Raw genomic sequence first — 20,576 nt, forward strand, 5'->3', positions numbered from 1 at the left:
CAGGCGCGGCCACCGGCGTTCGCGATCGCGTCCCGGACATGCCCGCGCCGCGGCCACGCGGACCTCGCCGGCCGGACATGCGTCGCGTTCCGGGAGCGCGGCAAGGGCGGGCGGTCCCCGGCGTGCCGGGGCGGCGCCCGCCTCGGCCGTGCCGGGCCGGCGCGCGGAACGGTTCCGCGCGGATGTCAGGAGGCCGGCTCCGCGGTGCCGATCTCGGCCACGCCCGTGATGCGGTGGACGGCGAACCGCCGCACCGCCGCCTGGGTGGCGTCGTAGGCGGTCAGGTAGCCGCCGTCCACCCGGGCCGGCTCCACGATGCGGCTGCTCGCGCGGCCCTCGGCGTCGAGGTAGCCGATCCACACCCGTCGGCCCTCCGACACGGCCGCGCCGAGCGCCGCCAGGGTCGCCGCCGTGGGGGAGCGCGGCGGGTCCGCGCTCGGAGCGGTGACCGGGCGGCGGGCCGACGTGGCCGCCTCGTCGCCGGCGCGGACCGCTCGGACCGCCGCCGCGCGCAGTTCGGGGCCCGGCGCCGCGGGCTCGGCGAGTTCGCCGCCCACCGGTTGCCGTGCGGAGCGGCGGGACTCCGGCCGGTTCAGCTGGAGGGAGCCGTCGACCGCCTCGGCGACCGGGTGGTAGCCGAGGTCGGTCAGCCGCTCCAGCAGGACCGGCCGGGTGGCGCGGCTGGCCACCACGGTGGGGGCGAGCCGCACCAGCATGAGGTCGGCGGCCCGCCGGTCGTTGACCAGTTCGTCGAGCACGGCGGGTTCGTCGCAGCGCAGGTAGCTGGAGGCGGTGCCGACCCGCAGCCGTCCGTGCCGGCGCGCGACGTCGGCGACGAGGTAGCGCAGCGGCTGCGGGAGCGGCGTGCTGGAGCACCGGTCCAGCAGGTCGAGGAGTTCGGCGCCGCCGCGGCCGGCGTCGAGCGCCCGGCGGATGGAGGAATCGGTGAACCGGTACACGGTGGCGCCGCCGGTGGACTCGACGTCGGCGGCCAGCGCCAGCTCCCGCGCCAGCTCCGGAACGAGGGGCCCGGGCGCCACCGCGGTGAGGTCGCCCTGGATCAGCACGCGGTCCACGGGCTGGGGCAGCTCCGGGGCGAGGGCCGCGACGGCCGCCGAGCCGGACGGCTCCGCCGCGTGGCCGGCCGGCCCGCCGTTCCCGGACGGGCCGCGGGTGCGCCCGTCGACCTCCGCGACCAGCGCGCGGGCGTGCGGGGCGAGCGCGCCGAGACCGGTCAGCCCGAGGAGCGCGGCCTCCGCCAGCGCCGCCTGGACGAGGTCGGTGAAGGCCGGGCCCTGCCGGCGGGGCCGGGCCCAGGCGAGCCGCTCGGCGACGGATTCGGTGGTCGGTGCCGTTCCCTCGGGCGCGGCGGCGAGCGTACGCAGGACGTCCAGCCGCACCTCGGGGGCGGAGCGCCGGTCCAGGCCCTCGCCCAGGACGTTGCGCGGCCGTCCCCGCGCGTCCTTGGTCCCGCCGAGCCGGGCCACCCGGGTGGAGGCCAGCCATGCCTCGGCGAGCCGGAGCCAGCGCCACGCCGGCTCCGCGGCGAGCCACAGGTCGAACGCCGGCGTGGGCAGCCACTCCCCGTCGACCTCGGCGCTCGCGGCGATCAGCCCGGCGGCGTGCGCGGCCTCCACGAGGACGGCGGTGCCCGCCTCGTCGCCGTCCAGGACCCGCGCCGAGCGCCGCAGGTCGCGGACGCCCAGACCGCCGTTGCGCAGCACGCCCGGCGGGTCGTCGGCCCACAGCTCCAGCAGTTCGGCGACCGCCCGGATCACCGTGAACGCCTGCCCGGCCGCGGCCTGGGTCACCCGCTCGGGCGGGTGCCGCGGCCCGGTCGGCGAGGGCGGCTTCGCGTCGATCCGCCGGAACAGCCGCCCGCCGCGCAGGTGCAGGCCGACCTCGCGGGGCAGCGTCACCGTGTGGTCGTCGGTGGCGACCAGCAGCCCGCGGGCGAGCAGCCGGTCGATCGGGGACGCCGCCGAGGCGGCGTCCACGTCGCGGCCCGCCTGGGAGACGGTGCCGCGGGGCGGCCCCCACACCAGCCGGTCGAGCACCTGGCGGGCGTCATCGCCGGCCTCCGCGAGCAGGCGGCCGAGGCGGTCCGGACGGGAGAGCTCCGCCGCGACGCGGTCCGCCGGGGCACCGCCGTCGTAACCGGTGGGCAGGCCGAGGCCGGCGGCCAGCCGGTTCAGCCACTCGGCCGGCCGACCCGCGACCAGCGCGCGCAGCGGCGGACCGAGGCCGGCCGGCTGGGGGAGGATGTCGCGCAGCACGGCCACCGGGCGCAGCCGCTCGCCGTCCTCCCACACCACCCCGAGGACGCGCAGCCGGTGCAGCGCGGCGTCGAGCAGGGGGGCGGGGGCGGGCAGCGCCGCCGCGAGCCGGGCCCGACCGACGCCGGGCACCCCGGAGCCGAGGCGGTCGTCGCCGAGGGCGAGCAGGCCCTCCAGCACTTGGAGGGCGAAGCGGTCGAGCTGGTCGAGCACGCGCAGCACCGCCGGGCGCGACGTCGCCCGGGCGGCGAGCGCCGCGATGTCCGCCGGGACCGGGGTCATCAGGTCCGGGCGCGCGGCGAACAGTGCCGCCAGGTCGTCGTCGGAGCGGCCGCGCAGCCATGAGGTGTAGGTGGGAGGACGCCCTGCGGCGTGGACGGCCGCCGGCTCCGCGTCGTCGATCATCGCTCCTCACGCTATGCCATCGCGGCGCGGCGGAGGAGGCCCGGCCCGCAAGTCGCGCGGCCGTGCGCGGGGCGGCGGCTCAGTCCTCGAACCGGAGGTCGACCGAGCGGGCGCGCAGCAGCGGCGGGATCCACTGCGTGGCGTCCCGCCCGGCGCCGAGGACCATCCCGGTGCAGTCGCGGCCGGTGTAGAAGCGGTAGGTCGCGACGGGGGTGGAGTCGGCGTAGGACACCGCCCGCTCCGAGAAGTTGTGGCAGCCGCCGCCCTCGATGACGTGGTAGTTCAGGCCGGGGGCGGAGTACATCTCCAGCCGCCCGGTGGCGGCGCCCGCCGGCGGGGCGGTGGACAGCAGGACCGCCAGGGCGGCGGCGCAGGCGAGGGGTGCGGCGGTACGTGCGCGCATGGATGCTCCGGAGTTCGACTCGTGCTGACGGACGTCCCGCGGCGGCCGGCGAAGGCGCGGGACGCGCCGTGCGCCGCCGGGTACGGGACCATCCTTTCACTGCGATGAGTGTGCGTGTGACTACACCACGTAATGGAGCGGGGGTGGTGGTGCGGCGGTCACGCGGGCCGGGAGCGGGCGGTGGCCGACGCGGTCCGCCCGCCGCGGGTCATCAACCGGCAAACCCTCAGAAATATCGTGCTTGACCTGCGGTTTCGCGGGAGTGTCGCCTCCTTCCCATGGGTAATGATGTGCATGCGTTCCGTTCCGCTCTTAACTCACATATGGAACGCGATGGCCGCTGGGTACGGCGCATCCCGCGCTCGGCGCCCGCCGGACCGGCGACGGTCCGGGGCCATCGAAGAAGGACGGCATCCCCAGACCGCCGGGTCCCGTCCCACAACTCCGCAACCAGCGGTGATGGGGGTGCCGCCGAGAGAGGCCCGGAGATCCGCGTCCGGGCCTCTCGCCTGGGCGGGGCCGGCGATCGCGCGGGCCGGGCTGCCGCCGCCTCCCCGAGCCGTCCGCGTGACCGGATATGGCCGCCCCTCCCGCACCGTTCCGGCGATCGCGCCGCACGATCCATCGCTTCCCGCGGCCGCCGCGCACTAGCCTGAAATCACCCTTCTGAGAAGATGGGGCAGGGAGTGTCCCACTGACGCTTCCGGTGCACCGGGCCGCCTGGCGGACGCGGGCCCGGGGCCGTCCGGACGACACGACCCGGGGGCGCCCCGGCGGACGGAGAGTGCTGCGAGCCGTGCCGGCGGGCCCGCACACCACTGTCCGACAGCGAGAGCGATGAGGTCACACGTGCCCACCGGCAAGGTCAAGTGGTACGACAGCGACAAGGGCTTCGGTTTTCTCACCCGCGACGACGGCGGCGAGATCTTCGTGCACTCCTCCGCGCTACCCGCGGGGACGCCCGGCCTGCGCCCGGGGCAGCGCGTCGAGTTCGGCGTGGCCGAGGGCCGCAAGGGTGCGCAGGCGCTGCAGGTCAGGCTCCTGGAGGCGCCGCGGTCCGTGGCGAAGGCGCTGCGCAAGAAGCCCGAGGAGATGGTGATCATCGTCGAGGACCTCATCAAGCTGCTCGACGGCATCTCGACCACATATCGTAGGAACAAGCATCCCGATCGGCGGGAGGCGGCCAAGATCGCGCAGGTTCTGCGCGCCGTCGCCGACGATCTCGAAGCCTAGGGGGATTTCGGTCGGTCGGCGCGTGCCGAGGGCGGGGGACGCACCACGTGGCGCGCGGCCGGCCGGGCCGCCGCGGGTCGGGCTGCTCCGCGGGACCACGTAACGGTCGGCTATCGATCGCCGTCATGGTCAAGTCAGTGCCCGTTATCAGCGAAAATGGAAACGTGAGCCGTACCCGTCGTTCTCCCACACCAGACAAGGCATGTATGGAGGCGGTCGACCTGGCCCGTGCCTCGGCCGCCGAAATCGGGCGTCCGGAGTGGGTAGGCGAACACCTCTCCGCGCAGGTCGAGGGTGACCGCCTCGTCACGCACCTGTTCGCGTGCCTCGATCCCGCCTACCCGGGCTGGCAGTACGCCGTCACCGTGGTGCGCGCCTCGCGCGCCAAGTACGTCACGGTGAACGAGGCCGTCATGCTGCCCGGGCCCGACGCGCTGCTCGCCCCGGAGTGGCTGCCCTGGAAGGAGCGGCTGCGCCCCGGCGACCTCGGCGTGGGCGACATCCTGCCCAGCGCCGAGGACGACGAGCGGCTGATGCCCGGCTACGCGCAGGTCGCGGACGGCGAGGTCGCCGACGAGGGGACCGACCGGCAGATGGTCTGGGAGCTCGGCCTCGGCCGGGCCCGGGTCCTGTCCGAGGTCGGCCGCGAGGCCGCCGCCGAGCGCTGGTACCACGGCCCGGCCGGCCCCGCCAGTCCCATCGCCGCCGCCGCGCCGGCGAAGTGCGCCACCTGCGGCTTCATGACGCCCCTGGCGGGTGAGTTCCGCCAGCTCTTCGGGGTGTGCGCCAACGAGTACGCGCCGGACGACGGCAAGGTGGTCTCGATGGACCACGGCTGCGGCGCGCACTCGGAGGTGGCGCCTCCCGCGCCGCACTCCGAGCCGCTCACCCCGGTCGTCGACGAGATGGGCTACGACCACATCGTCTTCGACGACACCACCGAACTGGAGCTCGTCACCTCCGACACCTAGCCCGCCCGGGCGGGCCGGCACCGGTGGGGCCGGACGGTCCGCCCGTCCGGCCCGCCGGCCGCCCAGGTATCAGCGCGGGCCGAGCTCCGGGGCCTGCCCCGACGCGGACTCCAGATCGGTCTCCGCGAGCAGCTCGGCCACCGCGCGCGGGTCCCGCAGCACCGCCGCGACCACGTGGCGGCGCGACCACCGGTCGGCCGACCACGCCAGCGCGCGGGCCAGGCCGTCGGTGGTACCGGCGTGCACGGCGGTGCCGTTGCACCACCACTCCACCTCCGTGCCGTCCACGGTCAGCGGATCGTGGTGCACGTACGTCAGCGCCGCGGTGTCGAGGAAGACCCGCACCTCGTCCGGCACAGGGCGCACCTCGCCCGCCGACGTCACCCGGCCGGGCAGCACCTCGCTGGCGAGCGCGATGTCGAGGACGTCCGCCAGCGCCGCCGCGCGCTCCGCCGGCACCAGCAGGACCGGGCGGTCGGCGAGCAGCGGCAGCAGCGCCGGGGAGTCGACCACCACGGTGTCCTCGGCGTCGGCCACGACGATCGCGCCGCCGTGCACCGCGCGCACGGTCTCGGGCGGGGCGACGCGCTCGGCGTCCACCTCGGCCACCGCGCTCCAGATCCGCCGCAGCGCCTCCCGCGACACGTGCCGCTCCGGCTCGCCGAGGCGCTCCAGCAGCTCGTCGGGGCCGTCCGGCTCGGCCAGCAGGTCGGTGAGCGAGGCCCGGACGCCGAGCGCGCGCGCCAGGACGGGGTCCAGGTCCGCCGGTGCCTCGTCGTAGAGCCCGGCGAGGGCCTCCTCGGCGTCGGCGGCCCGCAGCTCCACCGGCGGACGCCCGTCCAGGAGCGCACCCGTCCGCAGCCACCACGCCGTGTAGGACGGGACGTCGACCGACCGGCCGTACGGTCCGAGGACGCGTACCGGGTCGACGACCGCGGCGCGGATCCGGGGAGCGGCCAGCAGCGCGAGCGCCTCGCGCCACCGGTCCGCACGCACGAACTCCAGGTCCCGGACCCCCACCAGCTCCGGCACCACCGGGGGCAGGTCGGGGTCGCCGAGACGCTCGGCGACCTCGGCGGCCCACTCGTCGATGCCGTCCGGCTCCAGCTCGTCCAGGCTCTCGGTGAGCGCGTCGCCCAGGGTGACATCCCGGAGGGTGAACAGGCTGAACGACCGCTGCACGCCCACGGCCTCCAGCGTCTCGGCGCCGTAGCGCCCCACCAGGTCCTCGGCCACCACCCCGAACGGGGCGTCCTCGGCGAAGATCCCCCGCAGCGGGCTGTCCGGGAGCAGCAGTTCGCCCGAGAGCGAGTAGCCGCCCTCGTCGTCCCGGAGGGCGAGCTCGGCCAGCCAGGGCGCGTCGTCCACGGTGGTGCCGGACGCCGACACCAGCTCCAGGACCGCGGCCGCGATGTGGTCGGGGTCGTCGGCCTCCAGGGAGTTCTCCACGGCGGCGCGGGTCATCGGATCGGTGAGGACGGCGCGTTCGTCGGCCTCGACCGCGCCCAGGCGCAGCAGCAGTGGATCGACCGCCTCGGGATGCGCGATCCGCAGGCCGAGCGGCGCCAGCGCGTGCGGGTCCAGGGTCTCGGGCCGGAAGCCCTCGCCGGCGGGCACCAGCAGGCCGCGCGGGCCGCGCACCAGCCGGCCGTCGGCGAGCGGGACCGGGAGGGCGCCGAGCTCGCCGAGGTCGGCGCCGCGCTGCCCGGCCGCGCGCAGCGCGGCGTACAGGCGGGCCCACCACGCGGGCTCCCGATCCAGGTCGGCGAGCAGGTCGGCCAGTTCGGCGAGCGTGAGCCGGCGCAGCCGCAGGTGGGCCAGGCCGCTGTGCCGGAAGTTCCAGTCGCCGGGCAGCAGGTTGGGGATCACGTCGGCCAGGGCCTCGACCGTCTCCGGGCCGGCGTCGAGCACCACGGCGTCGCGCGGGCGCACCGGCTCGCCGTGCGCGGTCACCAGGAAGGGCGTCTCGTGCAGGGCGTCGGTCGCGAGCGCGCGGAACCGCGCGTCGAACTCGCCGGCCGCGCCCAGCAGGGGGACCGGAAGCAGGTCCCAGGTGGTCCGCGGCGGCAGGCCGCGGAGCAGGTCGGCGTAGGCGGCCGCCGCGGCCCCGATGACGACGTCGGCCGCCGGGCCGAACGCGACGTGCCGACGGTCCGGCGTCAGCGGCAGGGTGGCGACGAGCAGCGCGGGCAGCCGGAGCTCGGCGTCGGAGGGGGTGGGCGCGTGCAGGACGCGCGGCACGTCGGCCGGCAGGCCGGCGACGTTGCCGGTGTCGTCGACCGCGACGGCCCAGGTGACCGACCAGTCCGGTCGGCCGCGCTCCTCGGTCGGGCGGTCGGCGAGCTCGGCGGCGGTGAAGCGGCCGGTCCGCGTGACGGTCCGCCAGTGGGTGGCCCGCTCGCCCGACTCGTCGCACACCCAAGTCACCAGGCCGCCGCCGGGGAGGCGGTCGGAGCGCAGCACCCGCACGGCGCCGTCGACGTCGATCTCCACCTCGGCGAGGTCGGGCAGCGCCAGCAGCAGCGCCTGGCCGGTCTCCCGCAGCAGGCCGGCCAGACGCAGGCGGGAGTCCTCGTCGCGCAGCACCAGGACGACCGCGGTGTCGTACCCCTCCGGGGTGCGGGCGCTCGACTCGAACGGCAGCCGCAGCAGCGGGACGTGACCCGCGCGCCGCTCCAGTTCGGAGGCGAACTCCGGGCGCGCGCGGCCGGTCTCCAGCAGTTCCTCGCGCAGGACCTCACCGGCGCGTTCGCGGCTCCACCGCACCGCGCCGTCCCGCGAGGCGACCGTCACGTCGTCGCTGACGGCGACCACCGCGGAGAAGCCGACACCGAAGCGGCCGGTGGCGCCCTCGTCGGCCGGTCCGCGCTTCGCGGAGGCCCGCAGGGCGGCGAGCGACTCCACGCCCTCGCGGGTGAGCGGGGCGCCCGTGTTGGCGGCGGTGAAGCGGTCGCCCGCCAGCGCCAGCCGCAGCCGGCCGCGGCCGCCCGCCCGGCGGGCCGCGTCGGCGGCGTTCTGCGCGAGCTCGACGACCACCCGGTCGCGGTAGCCGCCGAGCGCGTAGTCCTCCTCGGTGTTGGCATCCTCCCTGAAGCGGACGGGGGCGTCGGCCCACGCGTCCAGCACTCGTCGTCGCAGCTCGGCCGTGCCGAACGGGTCGACCATCGCCTGGACCATACGGACTCCTCCCGAGGTGGTGCGGCACTACGGTACGCGACGGGGCCGCGGTTCTCGGCCCGGTTTTCCAGACCGGCCACGGCGGGGCCCCGGCGGACGGGGAGCGTCGGCCGCTCCCGTCCCCGGTGGGCGCGGCCCCGCGGCGTATCCGCAGGCGCCGCCCGGGGCGGCCCGGTGACGCGCGGCCGCGGTCATGGGACCGACGGCTGGCCGCCGCGCCGACGCGGTCCGCATCAGGCGGCAGATCCTCCTCCCGGTCCTGGCGCAGCAGGCGGCCGGCCCGGTCCCGTCGCCGGAGCGATCGCGCGGCGGGGCGCGGGGACGGCGTCGGAGTGTGCGCGGCCAAGGCGCGCGCCCTGGTCCAGCTGCCGAAGTACCGGGTAGTCGGCGTTCCGCTCCGGCGCCTCGGCGCGTGCCGCGCCGGCGGCCGCCTTCGTCGCGTCGCAGGGGAAGCCGACGGGGGCCGAGGCGATGGGGGCTGCTGGACCGGCGACGGGCATGCCGGAGGGCGCCCACGGTCGGTGTGCGACGACGGACCTGGACGCGCCCTTCTCACCGCACGCTAGGTCCGACTGGACGACCACGTCCGCGCGTCGGCCCAGCGGCGCCGGAAACCCCGGCCCCGCCCGGCTGCGCCCCGACGCCGGGCTGGCGCGTCGCGACCGCCCGGGTCCTGCCGACATGCGATTCCCAGGGCCGGCGGCCGCGCCCGGCCCCGCGCAGGATCGGGCACCTCTTCCCGTTCCCGCGCCTGCCCGGCCAGCCCGCGTACGACCGGCACCCGCGCGCCGCGGCACCCGTCCCACACGCGGCCGCGATGCGGCTGGCCGGGGCCGTCGCGACGTGGCACGGGACGCTGCGGCGGACGGACGCCGCCTCTCTGCGCCGCGCGGCCTTCCGCGTGACGGTGAACCGCTCGGATCAGACGGGACCGCCGGGTACGGCGTGGCCATGTCCCGCCATGCCTTCTTCTGGGGCGCCGAGCTCTCACCGCCGAGGGCGCCGTAACGGCGTTCTCCCCGGCTCGCCCCGGGAACTGGGCGGACGCGAGCAGGCCCCGCACCTGCTCCGGGTGCGGCGACGCGCGCCGGGGCCGTTACCGATCGGTGCGGCAGGGTGTGGGCCGAGCCCGGGGCGGAGAAGGCCGCGGACGACCTCGGGGGTGTGCTCGTCCGCCCGGCCCGCCGCGACGAGGACGACACCGCGGCCTTCCCGGGCTGGTCGCGCCGGCGGATCGAGGCGGCCAGCTGGACGCTGAAGAACCAGCTGGGATTCAGCGGGCCACGCGGAAGAAGCCTTCGGCGATCAGCCCGCGCAGCACGTTCGGGGTGCGTCCGCGCAGGTCGGCCGGGTCCTGGCCGGTGAGCTCGGCGATGGCGTCCAGCAGCGGGCCGACCGGCATGGTGCCGTCGCAGACGCCGGCCAGGGCCGCCTCCACGGTGCCGACCTGCGCGGCCCGGCGCAGGCCGTCGCGCTGGCGGAGCAGGATGCGCTCCGGGTCCGGCGCTCCGGGCGGGCCGATGCGCTCCTCGACGACGCCCGGGGCCAGGGCCACGTGCGCGGACAGCAGGGCGGCGTCGGTCAGCCGGTGCGCCGTCATGGCGCCGTCCACGACGTCGGGCAGGTAGCGGCCCACCGGCTGCTCGATCTCGTGGCGAAGCTCCTCCACCCGCACCGCGGCGTCCTGCGCGGCGTCGTTGCGCAGGCAGATCCACCCGAACCCGATACCCCGGATCCCCTCGCGCTCGAAGTAGTCCAGCCAGGCGTCGTAGCGGCGGGTGTACTCCGGGGTGCCCTGCTCGCAGGAGTCGCGCAGCCACAGCTCGACGTACTCGGCCGGGTCCTGGACGTCGCGCTGCACCACCCAGCCCGAGCAGCCGGTGCCGGTCACCCAGGAGCCGACCCGGTCGCGCCAGTCCTCGCCGCCCACGTGCAGCCAGTTGGCGAGCAGCTGGCACCAGCCGCCGTCGGTGAGGTGGGCCGGGGCCTGCCGGACGATCTCCGCGCAGACCGAGTCGCCGGCCAGGCCGGACTCGCGGTAGGTGTAGCGCGCGGCCTCCGGCGTGATGACGAAGGGCGGATTGGACACGACGAGGTCGAAGCGCTGCCCGGCGACGGGCTCGTACAGCGACCCCTCGCGGGTGTGCACGTTGTCCAGTCCGGACAGTGCGAAACTCAGCTCGGCGAGGCGCAGCGCGCGCGGGTTGAGGTCGGTGGCGCAGACCTCGCCGGCCCGTTCCGCCAGGTGCAGGGCCTGGACCCCGCTTCCGGTGCCCAGGTCCAGGGCGCGTTCCACCGGGCCGTCCACGATCAGCCGCGACAGGGTCCCGGAGGCGCCGCCGGCGCCCACGACGTGGTCGGGTCGGGGACTGCCGTGCCCGGGCCGGACGGTGGGATCGGAGACGACGTATCCGGGGCGGCCGCCGGACAGCTCCCAGGGCCCGATGTGGACGAGCGCGCGCACCGTGTCGCCGTCGACGGCCAGCAGCCCCGCTGCCGCGAGGTCGGCCACCGGCAGGATGGCGCGGGTGGCGGCCAGCGCGACCGGCTCCTGCAGCCACCACAGCCGCAGCAGCAGCCCCAGCCGCTCCTCGCCGCCGGTGGCGCGCAGCGCCGGCACCAGCTGCTCGCGGGCCAGCGCGCGGGCGGCGGTGTCGCCGAGCCGGTCCCGCACACCGGAGACGGTGTAGTCCGCCTCGATCAGGATCTGGCGCAGCCGCTCGCCGAGACGGCGCGGAAGGGGGCGAAACGAATCAGGCACGGGCCCCATTATCACGTCGCCGGCGCCGGGCCACGCCCGCCGACGGCGTCACTCCTCACCGTCGCCGTCAGCGGCGCGGCGCGCGGCGTGGCGGGCCTCGGCCTCCGCGCGCTTGCGCAGCAGGCGGGGGATGTAGAAGTAGGCGAAGACTCCGAGGGTGATGCCCGTGACGCACACCCACATCCACCACCGGTCGGCGGCCGGGAGCCGCTCACCCATGGCGAGGAGCACCACCAGCGCGACGGCCCACGCCACGGACCCGGCGGCGGTGGGGACGCGGTAGTCGCTCTCCATGACCTCTGGAGCGGGGCGGCGGGGTTTACGCACACCTTCAGGCTACGGGATGCGCCGCGGCGGAACCGGTAAGGCGGGACCCGGTCCGGCCGATTTCCGGGAACCGCGCAGGTCGGGGCGTACGTGCTTGTCCAGAGATGCAACTAACCTGACCTAGTACCGTAACTCGGACATGTCAGGCTCAAACGAGTGAAAGAAACGCCCAACACCCCGCCAAACGCGGCAGCCCCCGCCAGCTCCGGCCTCAAGGCGAGACTCGATCGCTACTTCCAGATCTCGGCGCGGCGGTCGAACTTCGCGCGCGAGGTCCGCGGCGGCCTGGCCATGTTCTTCGCCATGGCCTACATCGTCGTCCTCAACCCCCTCATCATCGGCACCGCCGCGGACATGGACGGCCGGCTCCCCGGCGGCGGCACCGACCCCGCCGCGGCCATCCCCATGGTCGCGGCCGCGACCGCGTTGGTCGCCGGCGTCATGACCATCCTCATGGGGGTCGTCGGGCGCTACCCGTTCGGCCTCGCCGCCGGCATGGGCCTGAACGCCGTCGTGGCGGTCACGCTGGCCCCGCGGATGACGTGGGCCGACGCGATGGGCCTGGTGGTGCTGGAGGGCATCATCCTGCTGCTCCTGGTGCTCACCGGCTTCCGCACCGCCGTGTTCCGCGCCATCCCCTCCGGGCTCAAGACCGCGATCGCCGTCGGCCTGGGGCTGTTCCTCACCCTCGTGGGCTTCGTCAACGCCGGGTTCGTCCGCCGGGTGCCCGACGCCGCGGGCAGCACCGTGCCGGTCCAGCTGGGCGACGGCCACCTGGGCGGTTGGCCGATCCTCGTCTTCGTCGTCGGGCTGGCGCTCACGATCGTGCTCATGGTGCGCGGGGTCCGCGGTGCGCTGCTGATCGGGATCATCGGCACGACCGCGCTCGCCATCGCGGTGGAGGCGGCCGCCGGGGTCGGCCCGATGGTCGACGACGCCGGCAACGTCAACCCGCAGGGCTGGTCGCTGACGGTGCCCGCGCTCTCCGGGTCCGTCGTCGGCGTTCCGGACTTCGGACTGATCGGCCAGTTCAACCTGTTCGGCAGCCTGGAGCACGTCGGGATCATCGCGCTCGTCCTCTTCGTCTTCACGCTGATCCTCGCCGACTTCTTCGACACGATGGGGACCATGGTCGGCGTCGCCGGGCAGGCCGACCTCCTGGACGAGAAGGGCGACCTTCCGGGCGCGCGCAACGTGCTCGTCGTGGACTCGCTGGCCGCCGTCGCGGGCGGCGCGGCCTCGTCCTCCTCGGCCACCGTCTACGCCGAGTCGGCCGCGGCCACCGGCGAAGGGGCGCGCACCGGGCTCGCGTCGGTCGTCGCCGGCCTGATGTTCCTCGTGGTCACGCTGTTCGCCCCGCTGGTCACCCTGGTGCCCTTCGAGGCGGCCACCCCGGTGCTCATCGTGGTGGGCTTCCTGATGATGACCCAGGTGACGCGGATCGACTTCACCGACTACGGGATCGGCATCCCGGCGTTCCTCACCATCGTGATCATGCCCTTCTCGTACTCGATCGCCGACGGGATCGGCGCCGGGTTCATCAGCTACACGCTGATCCGCGCCGCCCAGGGCAGGTTCCGCGACATCCACCCGCTGATGTGGATCATCGCGGCGGTGTTCGTCGTCTACTTCGCCCTCGGCCCGATCCAGGCGGCGCTGGGCGTCTAGCGCCCGTGACCCGGTCCCGCCGGCGCCCGCCGCTCCCGCGGGCCGCCGGCCCGGGTAGCCTCAGCGCACCGCGTGGTGCCCCGTTCCGCGGAACGGGGCACTTCGTGTATGGCCGCACGGTAAAAGGGCTGTGACCGAATCCACGATTCGGCTTGACGTGGCAGGGGAAATGCGATGATCCGCGATATTGTTAGCAAGAGTAATGAGTCATGCTAATGAAGCATCCCAACGTATCCCAGCAGACCAGGACCGACGCCGGGCTGGCCGCGGTGCTGCGCGTGGCCGTGGGACGGCTGGCGCGCCGGCTGCGCGCTCAGCGGCCGGACGCGTCGCTCTCCCTGGGACAGGGGGCGGTGCTGTTCGCGCTCGCGCGGCACGGCCAGCTGACCCCGGGGGCGCTCGCCGACCACGAGAAGGTGCAGCCGCCCTCGATGACGAGGATCATCGCCGCTCTCGAGGAGCGCGGCCTGGTGCGCCGGATGAAGCATCCGGACGACCGGCGCCAGCAGCTGGTCGAGCTCACCGAGGAGGGCGTGCAGCTGGTCCGCGCCGACCAGCGGCGCCGCGAGGCGTGGCTGACGCAGCGGCTGCGGGAGCTGACGCCCGAGGAGAAGGCGACCCTGCGCAAGGCCGCGGAGATCCTGGAGCGCCTCAGCCAGTCCTAGCCGCGGGGACACGTGGGATGCCGCCGACCGAGGAGGCGACCACGGCCACCGCCACACCACCCCAGCAGACCGCGCCCGCGCGCCCCGGCACCGGGCGGGCCCCCGGGCCGGCCGGCCCCGGCGCCGTGCCCGACGCCGACGGGCACGGCGAGCCGGCCCCGCCCGCACGCCGCCGCCGCGCTCCCGCGATGTTCCGGTCGCTGTCCGTCCGCAACTACCGCCTCTTCGCCATGGGGCAGGTGGTCTCCAACACCGGCACCTGGATGCAGCGCATCGCCCAGGACTGGCTGGTCCTCCAGCTCAGCGGCGGCAGCGGCATGGCGCTCGGCGTCACCACCGCGCTGCAGTTCCTGCCCATGCTGCTGTTCGGCCTGCTCGGCGGCACCCTGGTGGACCGGATGAACAAGCGCCGGCTGCTCGTCGCCACCCAGGCCGCCATGGGGCTGCTCGCGCTGGCGCTCGGCGTCCTGGCCACGGCCGGCCTCGCCCAGGTCTGGCACGTCTACCTGTTCGCGTTCGGCCTCGGCCTGGTCACCGTCCTGGACAACCCGGCCCGGCAGACGTTCGTCGTCGAGATGGTCGGCCAGCGCGACCTGCCCAACGCCATCGCGCTGAACAGCGCCAGCTTCCAGCTGGGACGGGTCACCGGACCGGCCGTGGCCGGCCTGCTCATCGCCGCCTTCGGCAGCGGCCCGGTGTTCCTGGTCAACGCGCTCTCCTTCGTCGCCGTGCTGACCGGACTGTGGCTGATGCGCCCCGCCGAACTGCACGTCACCGAACCCGCCCCGCGGGCCAAGGGCCAGACGATGGAGGGCCTGCGCTACATCCTCGGCCGGCGCGACCTCGTGCTGCTGCTGGTCATGACCGCCTTCCTCCAGCTGTTCGGCGCCAACGTGCAGAACCAGATCGCGCTGATGACCAACAACGTGTTCCGCGCCGGCGCGGACGCGTTCGGGGTCGCCGCTGCGGCCATCGCCGTGGGCGCCCTCGCCGGGGCCCTGCTCGCCGCGCGCCGGGACCGGCCGCGGCTGGGCGTCCTGCTGGCCGGCGCCCTCGCCTTCGGCGTGCTGGAGATCGCCGCGGCCCTGACCACCGGATACCTGGCGTTCCTGCTGGTCCTGGTCCCGATGGGCATGGCCTTCCTCAGCTTCAACACGACCATGAACGCGGTCTTCCAGACCAGCGTCGACCCGCAGATGCGCGGCCGGGTCATGAGCATGTTCATGCTGTTCTTCCTCGGCCCGGCGCCGATCGGGGCGCCTCTCGTCGGATTCCTCGCCGACAGGTTCGGTCCGCAGGTCAGCCTGGCCACCGGTGGTGTCGTCACCGTGCTGGTGACGGTCCTGGTGAGTGTGCTCCTGGCCCGCCGGCGCGGGGTCGGGGTGCGCGTCACGCCGACCCGCCGCCCCTTCCTGGCGCTCACCCGCCGGCCGCTCGCCGAGACCGGATGACCGCTCCGGGCGCGGCCGGCCGGGCATACTGGGGGTCGCACCAGAGGAGGGACCCCCATGCGGCTGTTCGTCGCGCTGACCCCGCCGGCGACCGCGCTGGACGAACTGCACCGCGCGGTCGCCGCGGCCCGCGGCCACCGTGCGGCACCCCGCGGCGTCCGCTGGACGCCGCGCGAGGAGTGGCACCTCACCCTGCTCTTCCTCGGAGAGGTCCCCGACCCCGAGGTACCCGCGCTGCGCGCCCGGCTGGCCCGGGAGGCCGCCGCCCACCCGGCCATGGAACTGGCCCTGCGCGGGGCCGGCACCTTCCCGGCCGACTCCGAGCGGGCGCGGGTGCTGTGGGCCGGCGTCGAGGGGGACACCGAGGCGCTGACACACCTCGCCGGCGCGCTGCACTCCGCCGCCGCGGCGCACGGCGTGCCGGTCGAGCCGCGGCCCTACGTGCCGCACGTCACGCTGGCCCGCACCCGCGGCCCCCACGACCTGAGCGGACCGCGGGACGTCCTGGCCGACCTGGCCGGATCCCCGTGGCGGGCGGGTGAGGCGGAACTGGTCCGCAGCCGCGCCGACGGCCGTCCCCGCTACCTGACCGTCGCCAGGTGGCCGTTAACCTGAAGGGGACCGGGTCCGGACCGCACCGGACGACCGAGAGGACGAGGCGCCGCGATGAGCATGCTCACCAACAACCGCAAGCAGCGCTGGCTGCTGCCCACGGTGCTCGGCGCGATCATGCTCATCGTCGTCATCGGCGCCCTCGCCGGCTGAGCGGCCGGGCGGGCCGGAGCCGCCCCGCTCAGGCGTGCGCGGCGATCCGGGCCAGTGCCTGGGAGACCAGTCCCGCGTTGTCCTCCGCCTCCTGCCCGTCCGGGGCGAGCAGGGTGTCCTCCAGCCCGATGCGGATGTCCCGGTCGGCCGCGATCGCGGTGTCCAGGAGCGGCCACGCCGTCTGCTCCCTCCCGTGCAGCAGGCGCGGCAGCGCCACACCGGCGCGGTCCAGCACCGCTTCCACGGCCGTGACCGTCTCCAGCGCCTGGGCCACCGTGGGCTCCGCCGGCCCGATCAGCACGTAGGCGAACGCGTCGGCCAGGCCGCTCGCGGTGAGGATCCGCGCCGCCTGCACCGTCCCCAGCCGGGCCTCCAGGGCGACCTGCCGATCGGCCAGCAGCCGCGCCACCTCCACCGCCCCCGGCTCGGCCAGATCCACCGTGGCCGCGTCGGGCAGCGCGCCCCAGCGCTGCACGAGGTCGTAGCGCCGCCAGGGGTCGGGCTCGGCCGACAGTCCCGTGGTGACGCTGATCGGCACGCCCGGGACCGCCGCGCGCAGCTTCGCCAGCAGCGGTGTCACGACCTGCGGCTCCAGGGCCTGCCCGCCGCGGCTGTCGCGCGGGTGGACGTGCAGCCAGGTGGCGCCCGCCGCCACCACCGCCCGCGCGTCCGCGGCCAATTGGTCCGCGGAGACCGGCAGCGCCGGATGCGCGCCCGGGCGCCGGTCACCGTTGAGACAGGCGACTATCCTCATGGCCATCCTCTCGCCTCGGGGCGTTCGCTTGTGCGGAACATGCCCACCCGGCGCGGGGCACAAGCTCCGCCGCGGCACACCGGATGGGACGATGGCGCGCATGACGAGCGGAAGGGCGGGCCGGGCGGCCCTGCTGGCGGTGGTGCTCACGGCGCTGCCGGTCACCCTGGGCGCGACCGCCGAACCGGAGGACTCCGCCACGGCGGGCGCGCCGGAGGGGTCGGAGACCGCGTTCCGGCTCACCGATCCGCGCATCGCGGAGTCCAGCGGACTGGCGGCGTCGCGGCTGTACGAGGGCGTGTACTGGACGCACAACGACAGCGGCGACCAGTACGGGCCCGACGTCTACGCGGTCGACGAGACCGGGCGGACGGTCGCCACCGTGCGGCTGTCCGGCGACGGTGTCCAGGCGCGCGACTGGGAGGCGGTCGCCATGGGCACCGACGACTCCGGGGCGCCCGCCGTCTTCGTCGGGGACATCGGCGACAACTTCGACGGCGGCTGGCCGGACGTCCGGGTCTACCGGTTCCCTGAGCCGGCGGTGCTCGGCGACCAGACCGTCGCGGCCACCACGTTCACGTTCCGCTACGCCGACGGCGCCCGCAACGCCGAGGGCATGATGATCGACCCCCGCGACAACCGGCTCTACGTGATCAGCAAGGAGGTCGGCGGCGGCGTCTACGCGGCCCCCGAGCGGCCGACGGCCGACGGCGTCAACGAACTGGTCCGCATCGCCTCGGCCCCGCTCTACGCCACCGACGCCGCGTTCGCCGCCGACGGCAGCCGCTACGCGGTCCGCACCTACTGGAGCGCCAACGTCTACGACGCGAGCGACGGCGTGCCCGGCCGCATCGTCGAGCGCGTGACGCTGCCCCGCACCGAGCAGGGCGAGTCCCTGGCCTTCACCCCGGACGGCACCGCCCTGATGGCCGGCACCGAGGGCCTGGACAGCCCGGTGTGGCGAGTTCCGCTCACCGCCGCGCCCGAGCCGGCGGAGCCCGACCCCGGGACCGCGCGGCCCGAGGAGGAGCCGGCCGACCCGCCCGCGCCGGACCGTCCGGCCGCGGACCCCGACGGCGAAGGCGCCCTGCCGCTCATCCTGGCGGGCGGGCTCGGCGCGGCGGTCGTCATCGCCGCGATCGTGTGGCTGGCGCGCCGGGGATGACCGCCCGCGGGCCGGGACGGGCCCGCGAGGCGACCGCCCGGCGCTCCCGAGGGCTACTCGCCGAAGAAGATCTCCCGTGCCAGGAACGCGTGCCGGGAGTGGTCGGTGAAGACGCCGTCCACGCCCAGCTCGAAGAACGCCTCGTACTCGGCCGCGAAGTCGCCGTTGGCGGTGGGGTCGTCGCCCGATCGCAGCGACGCCGGCAGGTGGGCATTCTCGCTGCGGAACGTGTAGGGATGCACGAGCAGGCCCGCCGCGTGGGCGTCGGCCACCAGGGAGGTGGGCTCGACGAGGTCGTTCTCCTTGTCCCTGGGGATGATCCGCGCCTTGTCCGGACCGATCGCCTGCGCGTACCCGGCGACCTCGGCCAGGCCCTCGGGGGTGGCCACCGGGTCGAAGGCGGCTCCGCCGTGCATGAGCTGGACCAGCGGCAGCTCCAGTTCGGCGAGGCCGCGCAGGCTGTCGGCCTCGAACGACTGGAGGAACACCGGGACCTCCGGCTCGGGGCCGGCCAGCCCGGTCTCGCGCAGCAGCGCGATGAGCGGCGGTTCCAGGGCCAGGCCGGCCGCGGCGTGGTAGGCAGGGTGCTTCGTCTCCGGGTAGACCCCGACCGGCCGGCGCAGCTCCGCGGTGAGCCGCTTGGCGAGCTCGATGATCTCGGCCATGGTGGGGATCTCGTAGCGGCCGTCGTGCGCGGCGTTGTCCGGACGGAGGTCCGGCACCCGCTCGACCGCGCGCAGCGTCTTGATCTCGGCGAGGGTGAAGTCCTCCGCGAACCAGCCGGTGACCTCGCGGCCGTCGACCGTGCGCGTGGTGCGGCGGTCGGCGAACTCCGGACGGCCGGCGACGTCGGTGGTGTGCCCGATCTCGTTCTCGTGCCGCGCGATCAGGTGCCCGTCGCTGGTCGACACCAGGTCGATCTCGATGAAGTCACCGCCGTGCCGCGCCCCCAGCTCGTACGAGGCGAGCGTGTGCTCCGGCCGGTGCCCCGAGGCGCCGCGGTGCGAGATGATGGTGACCGGGTGTTTCCGCTGGTTCCTGCGCACTGAAGGGGTCCGTCCGTCCGACCGGGTGGGTGTCTGGTACGGGGCGGGCCGGTCCGGGGAGCCCGGACCGGCCGTGGGCCGCTCTCCGCCCGGCGGTGCCCCGCGTCCGGGCGGTCGGTCGGCGGCGGCTCAGGCCAGCCGCGCGACCACGTGGTCGACGCACTCGGTGAGCGCCTGCACGTCGGCCGGCTCGATCGCGGGGAACATGCCGATGCGCAGCTGGTTGCGGCCCAGCTTGCGGTACGGCTCGGTGTCGACCACGCCGTTGGCGCGCAGCACCTTGGCCACCGCCGCGGCGTCGACGCCCTCGGCGAAGTCGATGGTGCCCACCACCTGCGAGCGCTGGGCCGGGTCGGCCACGAACGGGGTGGTGAACGGCGACTTCTCGGCCCAGGTGTAGAGGATCTGGGCGGACTCGGCGGTGCGGCGCACGGCCCAGTCGAGGCCGCCCTGGGAGTTCAGCCACTCGATCTGCTCGGCGAGCAGCAGCAGCGTCGCGACCGCGGGCGTGTTGTACGTCTGGTCCTTGCGGGAGTTGTCGATCGCGGTGGGCAGCGAGAAGAACTCCGGAACGTAGCGGCCGCCCGCGGCGATCTCGGCCACCCGCTCCAGGGCCCGGGGCGACATCACGGCGATCCACAGGCCGCCGTCGGCGGCGAAGCTCTTCTGCGGCGCGAAGTAGTAGACGTCGGTCTGGGCGATGTCCACGGGCAGGCCGCCGGCGCCGCTGGTGGCGTCGACCAGGACGAGCGCGCCCTCGTCGGCCCCCTCGACCCGGCGGATGGGGGCGGCGACACCGGTGGAGGTCTCGTTGTGGGTGAGCGCGTAGGCGTCCACCCCCGCCTCGGCGCGCGGTGTGCCGTGCGTGCCCGGCTCGGAGGCGATGACGCTCGGCTCGGCCAGCCACGGCGCGCCCCCGGTGACCTTCGCGAACTTCGAGGAGAACTCGCCGAACGCCAGGTGCTGCGACTTCTCCCGGACCAGCCCGTGTGCGGCGATGTCCCAGAACGCGGTGGTACCACCGTTGCCGAGGACGACCTCGTAGCCGTCCGGCAGCGCGAACAGCTGGGACAGTCCGGAACGCACGCGCCCGACCAGCGACCTGACCGGCTGCTGGCGGTGCGAGGTGCCCAGGTAGCCGGTGCCGGAGGAGGCGAGGGCGCTCAACTGCTCGGGACGGACCTTGGACGGTCCGCAGCCGAAGCGGCCGTCGGAGGGCAGCAGGTTCGCGGGAATCTGGATGTCGGTCACCCGGCCAAGCGTACTCAAGTCGGGGGCACGTGCGCTGGTGAGGGGGAGTCCACAAGCGCGTGCCGCCGAGCGTCCGGAGCCGTCGGTGCCGACTGCCGGAGGCCGAGTCGCGTCGGCGGCGGAGGCGAGCGGGGTGGTGGGCGTGGCCGGGGCGCTGAGCGCGTGCCGCCGAGCGTCCGGAGCCGTCGGTGCCGACTGCCGGAGGCCGAGTCGCGTCGGCGGCGGAGGGGAGCGAGGTGGTGAGCGCGACCAAGGACA

Annotated in this window: 15 protein-coding genes; 7 read left to right on the plus strand and 8 right to left on the minus strand. The window is 75.4% G+C overall.

Annotation, left to right across the window (positions count from 1 at the left end; all coding sequences use genetic code 11):
• Positions 1 to 185: 185 nt before the first annotated feature.
• Positions 186 to 2,681, minus strand: a complete 2,496-nt coding sequence (locus DEF28_RS07245) for a helicase-associated domain-containing protein (protein WP_114396932.1) — start codon at positions 2,679 to 2,681, stop codon at positions 186 to 188.
• Between the two features lie 79 nt (positions 2,682 to 2,760).
• The gene (locus tag DEF28_RS07250; RefSeq protein ID WP_114396933.1) at positions 2,761 to 3,084 is read right to left on the minus strand and encodes a hypothetical protein; all 324 of its coding nucleotides are present in this window, start codon (positions 3,082 to 3,084) and stop codon (positions 2,761 to 2,763) included.
• 849 nt (positions 3,085 to 3,933) lie between these two features.
• Between DEF28_RS07250 and DEF28_RS07255 the strand changes: the two genes are divergently transcribed.
• Positions 3,934 to 4,317 (plus strand): cold-shock protein, encoded by a 384-nt coding sequence (locus tag DEF28_RS07255; protein ID WP_114396934.1) that lies wholly within the window; start codon positions 3,934 to 3,936, stop codon positions 4,315 to 4,317.
• Between the two features lie 206 nt (positions 4,318 to 4,523).
• Entirely contained in the window at positions 4,524 to 5,288 is a 765-nt protein-coding gene (locus DEF28_RS07260; protein WP_114396935.1) for a DUF3027 domain-containing protein, read from the plus strand.
• 69 nt (positions 5,289 to 5,357) lie between these two features.
• Here DEF28_RS07260 and DEF28_RS07265 read toward each other — a convergent pair whose 3' ends face one another.
• From DEF28_RS07265 to DEF28_RS07275, 3 genes are all read right to left on the minus strand, one after another.
• Positions 5,358 to 8,465, minus strand: coding sequence for a sacsin N-terminal ATP-binding-like domain-containing protein (locus DEF28_RS07265; protein WP_114396936.1), 3,108 nt, complete (start codon positions 8,463 to 8,465; stop codon positions 5,358 to 5,360).
• 1,273 nt (positions 8,466 to 9,738) lie between these two features.
• Positions 9,739 to 11,235, minus strand: a complete 1,497-nt coding sequence (locus DEF28_RS07270) for a DUF7059 domain-containing protein (protein ID WP_114396937.1) — start codon at positions 11,233 to 11,235, stop codon at positions 9,739 to 9,741.
• A 39-nt stretch (positions 11,236 to 11,274) separates the two neighbouring features.
• Positions 11,275 to 11,553: a DUF2530 domain-containing protein gene (locus tag DEF28_RS07275; RefSeq protein ID WP_114396938.1), complete on the minus strand. Its 279-nt coding sequence runs from the start codon at positions 11,551 to 11,553 to the stop codon at positions 11,275 to 11,277.
• 156 nt (positions 11,554 to 11,709) lie between these two features.
• Between DEF28_RS07275 and DEF28_RS07280 the strand changes: the two genes are divergently transcribed.
• From DEF28_RS07280 to thpR, 4 genes are all read left to right on the plus strand, one after another.
• On the plus strand, positions 11,710 to 13,221 hold the full coding sequence (locus tag DEF28_RS07280; protein WP_114396939.1) for an NCS2 family permease: 1,512 nt from the start codon (positions 11,710 to 11,712) through the stop codon (positions 13,219 to 13,221).
• 209 nt (positions 13,222 to 13,430) lie between these two features.
• Positions 13,431 to 13,886, plus strand: a complete 456-nt coding sequence (locus DEF28_RS07285) for a MarR family winged helix-turn-helix transcriptional regulator (protein WP_374058081.1) — start codon at positions 13,431 to 13,433, stop codon at positions 13,884 to 13,886.
• A gap of 188 nt (positions 13,887 to 14,074) precedes the next feature.
• Entirely contained in the window at positions 14,075 to 15,337 is a 1,263-nt protein-coding gene (locus tag DEF28_RS07290; protein WP_114396950.1) for an MFS transporter, read from the plus strand.
• Between the two features lie 57 nt (positions 15,338 to 15,394).
• Entirely contained in the window at positions 15,395 to 15,952 is a 558-nt protein-coding gene (thpR, locus tag DEF28_RS07295) for an RNA 2',3'-cyclic phosphodiesterase (RefSeq protein ID WP_114396941.1), read from the plus strand.
• A gap of 178 nt (positions 15,953 to 16,130) precedes the next feature.
• Here thpR and DEF28_RS07300 read toward each other — a convergent pair whose 3' ends face one another.
• On the minus strand, positions 16,131 to 16,856 hold the full coding sequence (locus tag DEF28_RS07300; RefSeq protein WP_114396942.1) for a 3-keto-5-aminohexanoate cleavage protein: 726 nt from the start codon (positions 16,854 to 16,856) through the stop codon (positions 16,131 to 16,133).
• Between the two features lie 100 nt (positions 16,857 to 16,956).
• Here DEF28_RS07300 and DEF28_RS07305 point away from each other — a divergent pair, with 100 nt between their 5' ends.
• Entirely contained in the window at positions 16,957 to 18,021 is a 1,065-nt protein-coding gene (locus tag DEF28_RS07305) for a hypothetical protein (protein ID WP_181874242.1), read from the plus strand.
• 53 nt (positions 18,022 to 18,074) lie between these two features.
• Here DEF28_RS07305 and DEF28_RS07310 read toward each other — a convergent pair whose 3' ends face one another.
• Both DEF28_RS07310 and serC read right to left on the minus strand, forming a co-directional pair.
• Positions 18,075 to 19,067: a glycerophosphodiester phosphodiesterase family protein gene (locus tag DEF28_RS07310; protein WP_114396943.1), complete on the minus strand. Its 993-nt coding sequence runs from the start codon at positions 19,065 to 19,067 to the stop codon at positions 18,075 to 18,077.
• A 129-nt stretch (positions 19,068 to 19,196) separates the two neighbouring features.
• Positions 19,197 to 20,318 carry a phosphoserine transaminase gene (gene serC / locus DEF28_RS07315; RefSeq protein WP_114396944.1) on the minus strand — a complete coding sequence of 374 codons (1,122 nt, stop codon included), beginning with the start codon at positions 20,316 to 20,318 and terminating at the stop codon, positions 19,197 to 19,199.
• Positions 20,319 to 20,576 lie beyond the last annotated feature (258 nt).

It is taken from the genome of Marinitenerispora sediminis (genome assembly GCF_003336425.1).
Lineage (GTDB): Bacteria > Actinomycetota > Actinomycetes > Streptosporangiales > Streptosporangiaceae > Marinitenerispora > Marinitenerispora sediminis.